Consider the following 12,934-nt stretch of genomic DNA (forward strand, 5'->3'; position numbering starts at 1 on the left):
AAGTGACTTTTCGACCTCAAAAAGTCACGTTTTTCGGAACCTAAAAGACGTATTGTGCTAGTTCATCACGGCTGGAAACCAGCAGTTTGCCGTAAATATCCATGATGATGTTTTTCAGCCGGCCCACCGAAATATTGTACTGACCGGCGATTTTTGCATAAGGAATGCGCCGGGCGACCAGCACCGCGATATGGTATTCCCGCAGCGTCAGGATGTGGGTGATGTTATTCCGGGTGAACTGATTGTGAAAGGAAATCCAGTTCTTCCAGGTGTCCTGCCATTGCCCGATTACCGCCTGGTAAGAGTCGGGAAAGGCCTCCTCCAGACATCGTTCCAGCAGTCCGCCGAGGGCCGTCACCGACTCTGCAAAGGGAGTGATAAAGCCATGCGGCAACGCCATCGTCAGCGCCTCCAGCAGATAGCTTTTAGCCTCCTCGCGTCGCTCCAGACCATAGCAGGCAGTGGCGCACATCAGCCGCAGATAAATGTCAATCTTGGTGATCCCCGGTTGCCCGGAGTGCAGCGTCAGGACGGTCTGGGCCACGGCCAGCATCGGCTCATACTGGCCCAGGCACTGAAAATACTTGGCCCGCAAATACAGAGCGTAGGGCTTTAACGGTGCCGGAAAAACGCTCAAATCGCCATTTTTCAACCAGTCGGGCGCCAGATTCGGGGCAATTGAACTGACCGCGACGGTGGCTAACGCCATCTCCGCATACGAGGCGATCAAGGTCTCCGGATTCGTTTTGGCCGATTGTTTGAGATAGCTGTCGACCGCGGTGTAGAACGGATAGTCCCCGGTGCTGATCGCCATCGGCGCGGCGCAGATTTTAGCGGCATCGTCGCGCCCGGCTTCGGTAAAGCAGCCCATCGCCCGCTTGAAATTACCCCGCAGATAGGCCAGCTCGGCCTCGTATTGCAGCCGGATTCGGGGCTCACTGATGGTTGCTAAAATGGCATCGGGATTATCGGCCGGCATTGGCATGGCGGTGACAGTGATCAGATTGGTCAGCTGCACCGCCAACGAATCAACGGGCTGCGGCCTGGCCCGGCGCCCATCGACAGGCTTTTCTGCGCCCTCCGGAATCAGCCAGTTGTTGCCATATTTATGGGCTCCGGGGATGCGCCCATCGATGCAATAGCGCTGGACAATCCGGATATGAATGCCCCACTTTTCGGCCGCTTCTTTTGCTGAAATAATGTCGATGATGATCCCCTCCTTTCTGAAATTACACCAGTCGTTTACACGACTGGTGTCCTGTGCTGAATCAAATTTCCTTAAAGCACTATAAATCGCAATCGACGCTGGCACTTGCTCGGCCCCCTGGATTCCCGGCATGATGATTCTTGCACTGATATTGCACACCGTTGCTTTCTATCTGTACGCAAAGATAGATGCTAGAAAAAGCGCTGCGTAGCTGAATGATTTGGTAAAAAGCATGAAATAGTCAGGTTAGGTTCAGCACCATCACTGAAATTATGGATCAGAGGTTCTTCAGGAAATCCCGGATCGTGAGCTTGTACAATTCCGGTTTCTCCAGAAAATGCAGATGCGTGGAGTGCGGGATCACCGCGAGATCGGCATCCGGGAATTTCAGTTGGCAGTCCTTGAGCGGCTTGACACCAATGGCATCGCTGTCGCCAACCGTGATCAGCACTGGCATCGTGATCTCGTGTAGCTGTGGCTCCAGATCGAAATCTTTCAGCGTGCCGTTGATCGTGAATTCACTGGGCCCCCAGAGCGTCTGATAGACGTCGGGATTGGTCTCTGTCATCAGCTGCCGCACATACTCAGGCACGGGATCGATATTGCAGTAGAATTTTTTGTAGTAGGTGATCGTCGCCATCTGATAGTTCTGATCAAAGACAAGGCTTTCATCACCCGCGCGCAGAGTCTGTTCCACCCAGTCGGGCAGCTGCTTGAAATTGTCGCGGATGCTTGCCGCAAGCATCGGGATGCCGAGTACCGGTGACGACAGCACCAGTGCTTTGACCTGCGGGGGCTTTTTGTCAATCACATAGGCCGGCACGAGGCCACCGCCCCAGGAATCACCGAGGAGAATCACTTCGTCGAGAGCCAGCGCCTGAATCACCGCATCCAGCTCCGCGATATAGTATGCCAACGTGTAATCCTTCGGGTCGTCCGCCCGGTCGGAATGGCCGCAACCAAGCTGATCGTAGAAATATACCGGTCGCGTGTCGCTGAAGTCGGAGAAAACATCGGTCATGGTGTGGAATCCCGGCCCGCCGTGAACGACCAGAAGCGGGGTCTTTTTCATCTCCTTGCCAAAAACTGCATACCAGATCTTTTTTCCCTGATAAGTGATAAAATCTTCCTGCATGTCATTGCCTCCTTTAATAAAATATAATTTTGGGATCATTGGCGAAACCGGCATCGAAGTAATTTCAATCACAATTGCGCGTTTCGCAGTGGTCCGGTCGCGGATGCTTCCGGCCATAGAATTGTTTACCCGGATCGGCGATAATTAAACAGATCGTTTCTGACAACCTTTTCAGGCAGCGGTGCCGATACACGATTCCCGCGAGAATTTATCATCAAATTAACATGACCCGTCGGTCGTAACAGGTCATATGATAGACAAAACGTCGCTATTTTTTCCTCAGCTAAGTTGTGCCGGCACCATCAGCGATTCTTCCGTTTGAATCAGCTTCCGCTAAGGCGCAATGACCCCATTGATGAAGTCGATCATGCCGTCTTCAACCTCGTCGCGAATATCCCGATAGTTGTGGATTTCGTGGCGATAGCCGGAATAAATCTTTGTTTTGACCTGATTTCCGGTTTCCGCCAGCCAGCTTGAAACCGCATAGACCCCTTCACCGTAGAGTCCCACCGGATCTTGATCGCCGGCAATATTATAAACCGGAATCGAAGCCGGTACTTTCTCGGCCCACTGGGTTCCGATAATGGTTTCAATCATCATGATAAAATCGTAGGTTGAACGGATATTCGGCGGGCTGGTAAAATTGTTGAAGGGATCATTGGCATGATCGGCAACCACATCCGGATCACCAGAGATCCAGTCATTGGGGGTCAGGGGATTACTGATGCGGTCGGTCATCCATTCAAAGAGAACCCCTAAATAACTGGGATCGATTTCTTCGCCGCGGCCCTCATCAATGCACTTTTTCAGTGCCGTTGCCAACTCCCGTGACTTGGGAAAAACCGACGAGGTGCCGCAGATCAGCAAACCGTCCATGCCTTCCCCGTGGGCTGCGGCATAGGATCGGGCAATCATCGAACCCATACTGTGACCATACATAAAATAAGGCAGTTCCGGATATTCTTCCTGGACCATTTTGCGAAGCGTGTGTTCATCTTCGGCCATCGTCATGTAGCCTTTATTTCCCCAGTCACTCCAGTTTCCGGATTCAGCGGCGGTTTTTCCATGTCCGACATGATCATCTGCCGCCACCACAAACCCGGCCTCATTCAGTTTGAGAATCATATGCAGATATCGTCGTGAATGTTCTCCAAAGCCGTGAACAATCTGAACAATTCCCCGGGGTTTGCGAATCGGCTTGTAAATCCAAGCCTGGATTGTGTCCTTTTCGTTAAATGATCTGAAACTTTTTTCTTCAAATGCCATCATAAACCTCCTGTAAATTTATTATCAGGCTGTCAAACAGCCGGATGATCTTAAAAACAGTTATGCCCGCTTATTTACCATCTGTTTTTTGCATGTTCACAGAATGCCAACATATTCTTAACGATGATTTTTTTACCGTCTGGCAGTATCACAAAGCCGTCATAATGACCGAATAACTGATGACAGTACATTTGAATAAAGGCAACTTTTGTATCCGTCACCTGATCGTAAATCGGGGTCATCACAAACTGAAAATTCCCCTCCTCATCACAAAACTTCCAGGGTTTCATATAATCAGTGGTATCGATTACAGAACGAAGTCGGCCTAATTTGTAAGCTTTCCCGTTCCAGAAAAACATATTCTCCGAGGCGTTTTTTAAATCACCGAATCCCCAGCCAATGTTGAATCCAAAGTGGCCGCCTTCTATAATGGCCGAACCGTTGCCCCAAAACCACTCCTGCGAAAAAGGCCATACCCCTCTGCCCCAATCAAGGACTGCGGTGCTATTCTGATCAAGTTCAACCCGTCGCTGGCCAAATTGAATGATCCCTTTTCCGCCAAAAAAGTTTTCCTTACAGTTTAAATAAAACTGAGCCTTCTTCGTAAAGGGAGTTGCAATCACCATTTTTTCATTAGTGATATCGTTGTTAAGCTCAATATCGATATTGATGACGCCAATTTTATCGTCCCTGGCCGTCAGCTTTAGGTAACGATGCGTCTCCCTCACTTCAAAGCTGATGGTATAATCTTTGCCCGCAACCCGAATCAGACTCGGCTGCTCCGGGTCATTTGGCAGCACAATGCTTTTTAGCGGCAAGGGTTTTATTCTTGAAAATGAGTAACTTTCCCTGGTTGTCACATTGAAAAGTTCGGCCGAAAAATTAGCAATATATGAAATGTTGCCAATGGTCAGCTTAAGAATATAATCACCGCAATAGATTTGATAAAAGTCCCATTCCTTCAGCGCAAAGGGATGGGCTTTGATATTTTCTTTGTTATAGTTATACAGCATTTTCGTAGCATAACCGGGGTTGACGATCTGACCTTGCCCATTCAACAGATCGATTCTTTTTTCGATTTTATTTTCCATTTGCCGCCTCCCTGTTGACCATTATATAACAATAATTAATTATAAACAATCAAGAAAATCGGCCTGAATACAACCGATACTCATTCATTGGACGATTTCATAAAGTGCCTGCTCGTATTGCGCCGCCTGATCCGGGGTGACGGCATGATCCACGCGCACCAGCACATTTCCCGATTGATAAGTGTATCCGGCTTCTTCATCAAAAACGCTCAGATAATCATAGCGCTGTTTGGCGAGCGTATAATTGGTATACACTTCCACCGATCCTCCGACGGGTTCGCTGGCATCGGGATTCTGCGGCACATTCGTATCCTCAAAACGGGCGGCTTTGGCAAGGTGCATGTTGGGACGGCTGAGCAGGTGCTCCTCCCCTGTATCACCGGAATAAACCAGCACTGTTCCGATCGGCAAACCGCGGTCTTTGAGTTTCAAAATGATTGTTTCTGGCGTCAGAGTGCAATTGATTGCGGCATCTTTGGCCGCTTTGTCTTTAGCCAACTCAGCCGCCGGTATCCACTCGGAAAAAGAGAACCGGTCCGTTTTGAGATACTGGTTTTCTGCTGACATGACATCGGCCTTTGACACTTTGAGATCAAAGCAGAGATAGAGACTGTCACCAGCGATAAAAAAACGGGCCTGCTGATGCTCCGCCGGATTGGTACGGCTGTCGATATCCAGCAGTGTCGGATTATTTTTATCGATGTGCCAATCGTAATCCGTAATTGTCAGATTCTGATCATAACCCGTGTAAAGAGTCATGATGCCGTCGTCAGCGAAGGCATATCCGGTCAGATTCGATGTTTGATTGGGCGCGACGGTCTTTTCCCAGTTTCCTGAAATCGCAGTGCGCCTGTTTTGGGCGCAGCCGGTCATGATCAGGGAAAAAAACAGCAACATGAAAACAACCGTCCCGATCCGTTTACTGTCATGCTTGCGGTTTTTTACTGTTTTAGTTAGTTTTGACAATGAATTCACCACCTTTCTGAATAAGAGCGGACTGAGCCGCGATACTCGGTGAATTGCATTTCATGAATTTGCTTTAATCCTAGCTCGATCCATCTAGTTCACCGCTTCATCGCCGCTCACATGAACGGCCGGCCTTAGCTACCGGCAGGGTTTAATAATGGTTGGCCTATTTTTTGAAAAAGGCTGTGATTCGTTCCACCACCGTCGCCAGCTCGTCTTCGGTCAGGCTGTAGAACAAGGGCAGCCGCAGCAACCGCAGGCTTTCGCTGGTGGTATACCGGTCGGCGCCATGAAAGCGCCCGAATTTCTGGCCGCCGGGGGTCTCGTGGAGGGGGGTATAGTGAAAAACGGTATTGATCTGATCCTGCTTGAGCCAGGCGACCAGGTCATCCCGCTCCGACTGACTGGCGGTTTTGATATAAAACAGATGGCCGTTATGGGTGCAGTGTTCCGGCACCACTGGCAGATCAATCCTGCCGGCTTCGGCCAGCGGGGTTAATTGCTCAAAATAACGCTGCCATATGCTCAGTCGCCGGGTGTTGACCATTTCGGCGGCTTCCAGCTGGGCATAAAGATGGGCGGCGTTAAGTTCACTGGGCAGATAGGAAGAACCCAGATCAACCCAGGAATACTTGTCCACCCGGCCCGCCAGAAAATCATGACGGTTAGTGCCCATATCCCGAATAATCGTGGCCCGTTCCAGCAGGTTTTCACGATTAATCAGCAGCGCGCCGCCTTCGCCCATGGTGTAGTTTTTGGTTTCATGGAAGCTGTAACAGCCCAGATCACCGATGCTGCCCAGGGCTTTGTTTTTGTAGCTGGCCATCATTCCCTGGGCGGCATCCTCTACCACCAGCAGATTGTGACGCTTGGCAATGGCCATAATCGCCTCCATCTCACAGCCGATACCGCCATAATGAACTGGCACAATCACCTTCGTTCGGGGGGTGATTGCCGCTTCAATCAGGGTTTCATTAATGTTCAAAGTATCCGGCCGGATATCGACAAAAACGATGGTGGCGCCGCGCAGGGCAAAAGCATTGGCAGTGGTCACAAAGGTAAAGGCCGGCATGATCACCTCATCCCCGGGTGTGATGCCAGCCAGCAGTGCGGTCATTTCCAGGGCCGCGGTGCCGGAGCTCGTCAAAAAAGCCCCGGGGACCTGGGCTTTTTGACATAACCAGTCCGAGCAGGCTTTGGTAAAGGGACCATCCCCACTAATCTGATGATTTTTGGTGATGGCCGCTTCAATGTATTTGATTTCGGTTCCCAAACACAGGGGTATATTAAATGGTATCATCGTCATTTCCTCGTTTATCTTAAGCTGGTGCGTAAATGTTTGTAGCAATCTTTAAACATCAATCAGATCCAGAATTTCTTCCCGCAGGGCCAGATAGTCGGCATCCACATGAACCCGACCGGTGTGCTCATCGATGGCCCGGTCACAAAAATCGACGCTGAATTCCTGAATAATGGTGCCCGGACATTTGGACATCACCAGCAGCCGGGTGCCCAGGGACAGGGCCTCGTCGACATCATGGGTGATCATAAAAATGGTGTTCTGGTCCTGTTGCCAGATTTTTCGGACCAGCTGCTGCATATGAATCCGGGTCAGCGCATCCAGGGCACCGAAGGGTTCATCCAGCAACAGGATCGCCGGTTCATTGGCCAGCGCCCGGGCCAGTGCGACCCGTTGTTTCATTCCCCCGGACAGCTGAAAAGGCGGCTGATCGGCGACTTCCAGCAGATGGACCTGTTCCAGATAATGGCTGGCGATCCGGGTGATTTCAGTGGCCGGCAGACCTTTTATTTTAGGGCCAAATTCAACATTTTTGCGGACACTCATCCAGGGATACAGGGATGCGGACTGAAAAACCACGCCCCGTTGCCGGTCGGGACCGGCAACCGGCTGGCCGTGCATTAAAAAGGTGCCGTCACTGGGTTGAGTAAACCCGGCAATCACGTTAAGCAGGGTACTTTTACCGCAGCCCGAAGGCCCCAGCACACAGATGAAATCATGCTGACAGATCTTCAGATCAACTCTATCCAGGGCCCGGACCGGTTCATTATCAGTGGGGTAATCCACGGTTAAATTGTCAATTTCGATTATCAGCTCGTTGTTCATCCGGCACCATCCTTATTTTTGTGACATTTCGATATAGGTGGAATTGATGAAGGCGTCAAATTCTTCCTGACTGGGGGCTTTATCAATGGCTTTTTGACTTTGCAGAAAATCAGCAGTATCCTTCATGATTTTGGAAAAATTCCCGGGCTTCCCGGTAGTCCCCATATAATCGGCGCCGAGCTGTTCTTCCGGCGTCAGCCAGATTGATCCGGTCATCTGCATCAGCGCATTGTCGGTGGTGATCCCCAGTTCGGCTGCCACCGCGGCTGCGGCTTCCTGGGGATTGCTGCGATAGAGATCGCCGCCGTCACTGAGGCATTTCACAAAGCCGGCCACCAGCTCGGGATACTGGGCCGAAAATTCTTTGCGGACCAGACAGACATTGGCGGTGACACAGCCTTTCTCAGCCATATCGGCACTGCTGACCAGAATCGTCCCATTTTTGGTCAGATCACCCAGAGTCGGCTGCCAGGTATAAGCGGCATTGATATCGCCCCGCTCCCAGGCGGCCACTATTTCCGCGGTCTGCATATCCAGCAGTTGGACCTGGTTTTCAATCCCGGCTTCTTTTAGATAATTAAGCAAACTGTAATGGGCGGTACTGGCAAAAGGCGTGGCAATTTTCTGGCCCACCAGGTCTTGCGGCTTGGTGATGTTGCTGCCGTTCTTCACCGCCAGCCCCTCAATTTCCCCCAGTACCTCATGGATCCAGATCAGTTCCACATCAATCCCCCGGGACAAGGCGATAATGCCATTGGTATTGCCCATGGTGGCAAAATCAATGCTGCCCGAAGCCAGTGCCTTGTTGGCATCCACCCCGGAATCAAAGACGATGAACTCGTAGGGTACGCCCAATTTGTTGAAATAGTCATCATAGACCGCTTTGGTTTTACTGACCATCTCATCATTGGGCACCCGCAGATAACCAATATTCACCTTCTTCGGCAGACTGCCCTGCTCGCTCTGACTTTGGCAACCGCTAAACAGCCCCATAGTCACAACCACAGCCACCAGCACCGCCAGCACCCATACCTTTTTCTTTATTGCACTTTTCATTTCCTAACCTCCTATTGGTAGCCCTTTTACTTCATTTCAAACAGCAAGAGTATTATTCAATAGATAACCCAGTACCGACAATTGTTACATCATGTTGTACGCATCGGTGCGGACACGGCAAAGCCTGTCCGAGTCCGCGGCGAACAACAGATTAACAATTGGTCGGTACGGTAGTCTGACGCCCCCCCTATTGGTAGCCCTTCCAGAAAACAATTTTCTTTTCCAGAGCTTTCAGGCCCTGGTCAATCAGCACCCCCGTGATCCCCATGATGATGATCCCGACAAAGATGACACTGCTTTTTAAGTACCGGGAAGCATCAATCACCATCCAGCCCAGACCCGATGTGGCGGCAATCATCTCCGCCGATACCAGGGTGGTATAAGCCACCCCCACCGCCGTCCGGATGCTGGTGAAAATATCCGGCAGACAGGCCGGAAAAACAATCTGAAAAAATAAGTCCTTGCCGCTGGCTCCCAGCGACTTGGCACTGAGCAGATACTCCACCCGGATATTAGCCACCGCCGCAACACAGGCAATGTAAATGGGCGCAAAGGCCGCCAAGTACAGCAGTGTGACCTTGGACGATTCACCAATCCCCAGCCACAAAATCAATACCACATAATAAGCCAATGGCGGCAGCGGCCGGTAAAACTGGACGATCGAATCCACCACCGCCCCGACCTTACTGAAATAACCACTGAATAACCCCAGCGGTACCGCCGTGACAATGGCCAGCGCCGAAGCGATCAACAGCCGCAGCATACTGATGCCCAGGTGTTCCCAGAGGCTGATGCCATTATAACCATCTTTGACAATCGCAATAAAGGTCTGGATCACTTCTCCCGGGGATGGCACAATCAGGTGGGAAACCAGATTGAAGCGGGTAATGATAAACCAGACCAGGAAAATAAAGGCCCAGGTCAAGAGCGTCAGCATCCGATGGTTTTTGTTAAAATCCTTCTTGTTCTGCATACTTCCTCCTGATTCTGGGCCTTTAGCCTGTTGTTATATGATCATTCACAAACCGATCATAAATCGTTTAATTCTTTCTATCTTAACAAAAATTATAGTCCGTTACAATAGGTTTGCGGTTCTTTGTCTGGTCGTTGAAATATTCGTAGCTGCAGATCCCCAGAAAAGAACCAGATATATTGAAAATATTGTCATAACCCAATTGTCCCAGTGCTCTGGTCATGTTATAGCTGCGCTGAGCACTGCGGCAGTGGATGTATACCGGTTGGTCCTTGGGAATCTCATCCAGTCGCTGACGGAATTGACTTAAGGGAATATTTATCGCATTGATCAGATGGCTTTTCTGATATTCGTGAGGCTCCCGGGCGTCAATGATCATAGCATTGCTTTCCACCAGGCCACGCACGGTGGTCACCGGTACCTGCTTGAATTCGCCATTAAGAATATTCAGGGCTACCATGGCGGCGAAATTAACTGGGTCTTTGGCGGTACTGAAGGCCGGTGCATAACAGAGTTCCAATTCCTTGAGGTCTTCCAGGGTGGCTCCCATCGAAATCATCGCGGCGATCACATCCACCCGCTTGGTGGCATTTCCTTTACTGACAGCTTGGGCACCGATAATTTTTCCGGTAGGCACTTCATAAACCAGTTTGAAAAAGAAAGGATGGGAGTCCGGCATGATCCCGACAATATCACCGGGAATAATGTAGACCATATCATGGGGTATTCCGCAACGGGTGGCATTGGCCTCGGTCAAACCGGTGGAAGCGACGTTCATGTTAAAAATTTTAATACAGGATGAACCAATCACGCCGTTATTGCGGGCGGGAATTCCATACAGGTGATCTGCTGCTGCCCGGGCCTGTTTTTGCGCCGGTCCGGCCAGCGCCAGTTTGGTTTTTTTGTGGCTCAGCTGATGGTATACTTCCACCGCATCCCCGACGGCATAAATGTGCGGATTGCTGGTCTGATAATGATGATTAACCAGAATGGCACCAGTTTCGCCAATTTCCAGACCGGCCTGGTGCGCCAGTTTGGTATCCGGCGTGACCCCGATGGCCATAACCACCGCCTGAGCTTTGATGGTTTTTCCGGATTCCAGTTGCACTGCCTCATCGCTGATGGTGGCAATACCATCGCCGACAATCAGCTGAATATCGTTGTCCATTAATTCTTTATGCAAAAGTTGAACCATGTCATAATCCAGTGTCGCCATAATCTGGTCAGCTTTTTCAACCAAGGTGACATTAAAGCCGGCTGTCGACAGTTTCAGATTTTCGGCCACTTCGACGCCGATAAAGCCGCCGCCAACTACAACCACGTCTTTGACGCCATTCTGGACAAATTTATTGATCTTATCAATATCTACCACATTTTTGACGGAAAAAACATGGGCTTTGTCATAACCGGATATTTTAGGTACGATGGGATTGGCTCCCGGTGCCATAAACAGGGCATCATAACTTTCTTCATATTCTTTTCCGGTCTGCAGGTCTTTGATCTGGACGGTTTGTTGTTCGGGATTAATCCCCACCACTTCCTGGTTGACCCGGGCGGTAATGTTATATTGTTTTTTAAAGACATCCGGTGTCATCAACACCAGATCCTCGCTGTTTTTGATCATGCCGCTGAGGTGATTGGGCAGACAGCAATTTGAAAAGGATACGTTTGGCCCTTTTTCAAACATGATAATTTCAGCCGCTTCATCCAGTCTTCTTGTTCGTGCCGCCACTGAAGCTCCTCCAGCAACGCCGCCGATAATGACTACTTTTTTTCCCATTTGTCTTCTCCTTATATTTAGAATTTTTATATTTGCTAAAATGCCGTGAACTTTGTGCTCAGTTTCTCACGAAACCATTGTTATTTCTGATGTCGGTCAGGTGGAATAATGTTGACCTTTCCGGCAAAAACTTTCAGCGCCAATATACCGCCTAACCACAGGGTCAGGAAGAATCCCCAGCCGGAAAGTGAGAAATTGGCAATCCCGGAGAACAACGCCCCGATATTACAACCGCCGGCCAGTCTGGCTCCGAAGCCCATTAAAAAACCGCCGATCAGATAGTAAATAACGTCTTTTAATTTGAATTTCCAGTCAAAGGCAAACCGACCAGCCAATAAAAAGGCGATTGCGGCTCCAAGAATTATACCGATGTTTCGCAGCGATCCGGGATCATTTAAAATGCCCCCATTGGCGGTTGCTACCGCGTCAGCAAAAACCGGCGCCGTAAACTGAACGCCGAACAGCTGCAGAAAGGCCACGCCCCAGTATACAAATGGGCCGGTTACGCCCCAGCTGTGTCCGGTGGATACCAGAATAAAAGCAAACATCAGTGCCAGCAGAATCCCGCCGGTCATAAAACTCCAGCGTTGGACAAAAACCTTATGGAAGGTCGCATAGCTGAAAAGTTTAAATGGCTCCTTATTGGGGATCGGCAATTCCTGGTCTTCATAGACAGTTTCTTCATAGTACCCTTCCTTTTTACGGAAGTTTTCATATTTGCGAACCACCAGATAAAGACCGCCCAGCATCAGTATCGAGACCACCACGGCGCCCACATAACCAAGGACATCCGGCAGATAAAGCTTAATTCCAATCTGTCCGATGGCGGAATTGTTCAGGGCATCCTGAGCCATCAAGCCCGGCAACGATCCCAGCACAAAGGTTGACAAGGCAATCAGCGACCGACCGGTTCCTTCACCCAAATCACTGAGGGTTCCGGAAGCACAGCCCCCGGCCAGCATCATCCCGATGCCAAAGATAAAACCACCCAGTAAAATGGAGATGTTTAAAAATTTGACTGAGCTTAACCCTGGCACATCAGCCCCAGACAACGTCGCGGACCATTGAATCCCGGCGGCCAGGACCATCGCAATCGCAAACATTACCAGCAGTGCAGTACTGAGGCTGCCTTCACCGGTCACATAGATCCGTTTGAAGCCGCCGGCAAAGCCATAGCGGGAACGGGTTAAAATGTATCCCAGGGCCAAACCGGTCATCAGAAACAGGGGCAGTTTCTGATCCACATTTCCTTTGATGACGCCGAACCCGACGACAATTAATAATAAGGCCAGGCCGATATACGGCTGAATTGTTTTTTTTCGTGTTGATTCCATT

General features: G+C 50.1%; 11 protein-coding genes. All 11 read right to left on the reverse strand.

The window, feature by feature from the left end:
• Positions 1-40: 40 nt before the first annotated feature.
• Positions 41-1,366 (reverse strand): hypothetical protein, encoded by a 1,326-nt coding sequence (locus GH808_RS15335; RefSeq protein ID WP_243166128.1) that lies wholly within the window; start codon positions 1,364-1,366, stop codon positions 41-43.
• A 118-nt stretch (positions 1,367-1,484) separates the two neighbouring features.
• A complete protein-coding gene (locus tag GH808_RS05865; RefSeq protein ID WP_207722269.1) occupies positions 1,485-2,342 on the reverse strand; it encodes a proline iminopeptidase-family hydrolase in 858 nt (285 codons plus the stop codon).
• 333 nt (positions 2,343-2,675) lie between these two features.
• Positions 2,676-3,611 carry an alpha/beta fold hydrolase gene (locus GH808_RS05870; protein ID WP_338000866.1) on the reverse strand — a complete coding sequence of 312 codons (936 nt, stop codon included), beginning with the start codon at positions 3,609-3,611 and terminating at the stop codon, positions 2,676-2,678.
• Between the two features lie 71 nt (positions 3,612-3,682).
• Complete coding sequence (locus GH808_RS05875) at positions 3,683-4,699, reverse strand: DUF2804 domain-containing protein (RefSeq protein WP_186841851.1); 1,017 nt, start codon at positions 4,697-4,699, stop codon at positions 3,683-3,685.
• Positions 4,700-4,783: 84 nt separating this feature from the next.
• A complete protein-coding gene (locus GH808_RS05880; protein WP_186841852.1) occupies positions 4,784-5,665 on the reverse strand; it encodes a hypothetical protein in 882 nt (293 codons plus the stop codon).
• A gap of 166 nt (positions 5,666-5,831) precedes the next feature.
• The gene (gene rffA, locus GH808_RS05885; RefSeq protein ID WP_186841853.1) at positions 5,832-6,965 is read right to left on the reverse strand and encodes a dTDP-4-amino-4,6-dideoxygalactose transaminase; all 1,134 of its coding nucleotides are present in this window, start codon (positions 6,963-6,965) and stop codon (positions 5,832-5,834) included.
• Between the two features lie 51 nt (positions 6,966-7,016).
• Complete coding sequence (locus tag GH808_RS05890) at positions 7,017-7,790, reverse strand: ABC transporter ATP-binding protein (protein ID WP_186841854.1); 774 nt, start codon at positions 7,788-7,790, stop codon at positions 7,017-7,019.
• Between the two features lie 12 nt (positions 7,791-7,802).
• Positions 7,803-8,846, reverse strand: a complete 1,044-nt coding sequence (locus GH808_RS05895) for a taurine ABC transporter substrate-binding protein (RefSeq protein ID WP_186841855.1) — start codon at positions 8,844-8,846, stop codon at positions 7,803-7,805.
• Positions 8,847-9,033: 187 nt separating this feature from the next.
• On the reverse strand, positions 9,034-9,819 hold the full coding sequence (locus GH808_RS05900) for an ABC transporter permease (protein WP_186841856.1): 786 nt from the start codon (positions 9,817-9,819) through the stop codon (positions 9,034-9,036).
• A gap of 82 nt (positions 9,820-9,901) precedes the next feature.
• The gene (locus tag GH808_RS05905) at positions 9,902-11,599 is read right to left on the reverse strand and encodes an FAD-dependent oxidoreductase (RefSeq protein WP_186841857.1); all 1,698 of its coding nucleotides are present in this window, start codon (positions 11,597-11,599) and stop codon (positions 9,902-9,904) included.
• 80 nt (positions 11,600-11,679) lie between these two features.
• On the reverse strand, positions 11,680-12,933 hold the full coding sequence (locus GH808_RS05910) for a YeeE/YedE family protein (RefSeq protein WP_186841858.1): 1,254 nt from the start codon (positions 12,931-12,933) through the stop codon (positions 11,680-11,682).
• Position 12,934 lies beyond the last annotated feature (1 nt).

It is taken from the genome of Acetobacterium fimetarium (assembly GCF_014284475.1).
Classification (GTDB): domain Bacteria; phylum Bacillota; class Clostridia; order Eubacteriales; family Eubacteriaceae; genus Acetobacterium; species Acetobacterium fimetarium.

What these genes read in the sequence shown, in the direction of transcription:
- GH808_RS05890 (WP_186841854.1), bottom strand. Translation starts at nt 7,790, where the DNA reads ATGAACAACGAGCTGATAATCGAAATTGACAATTTAACCGTGGATTAC.
- GH808_RS05900 (WP_186841856.1), bottom strand. Translation starts at nt 9,819, where the DNA reads ATGCAGAACAAGAAGGATTTTAACAAAAACCATCGGATGCTGACGCTC.
- rffA (WP_186841853.1), bottom strand. Translation starts at nt 6,965, where the DNA reads ATGATACCATTTAATATACCCCTGTGTTTGGGAACCGAAATCAAATAC.
- GH808_RS05910 (WP_186841858.1), bottom strand. Translation starts at nt 12,933, where the DNA reads ATGGAATCAACACGAAAAAAAACAATTCAGCCGTATATCGGCCTGGCC.
- GH808_RS05870 (WP_338000866.1), bottom strand. Translation starts at nt 3,611, where the DNA reads ATGATGGCATTTGAAGAAAAAAGTTTCAGATCATTTAACGAAAAGGAC.
- GH808_RS05875 (WP_186841851.1), bottom strand. Translation starts at nt 4,699, where the DNA reads ATGGAAAATAAAATCGAAAAAAGAATCGATCTGTTGAATGGGCAAGGT.
- GH808_RS05865 (WP_207722269.1), bottom strand. Translation starts at nt 2,342, where the DNA reads ATGCAGGAAGATTTTATCACTTATCAGGGAAAAAAGATCTGGTATGCA.
- GH808_RS05905 (WP_186841857.1), bottom strand. Translation starts at nt 11,599, where the DNA reads ATGGGAAAAAAAGTAGTCATTATCGGCGGCGTTGCTGGAGGAGCTTCA.
- GH808_RS05895 (WP_186841855.1), bottom strand. Translation starts at nt 8,846, where the DNA reads ATGAAAAGTGCAATAAAGAAAAAGGTATGGGTGCTGGCGGTGCTGGTG.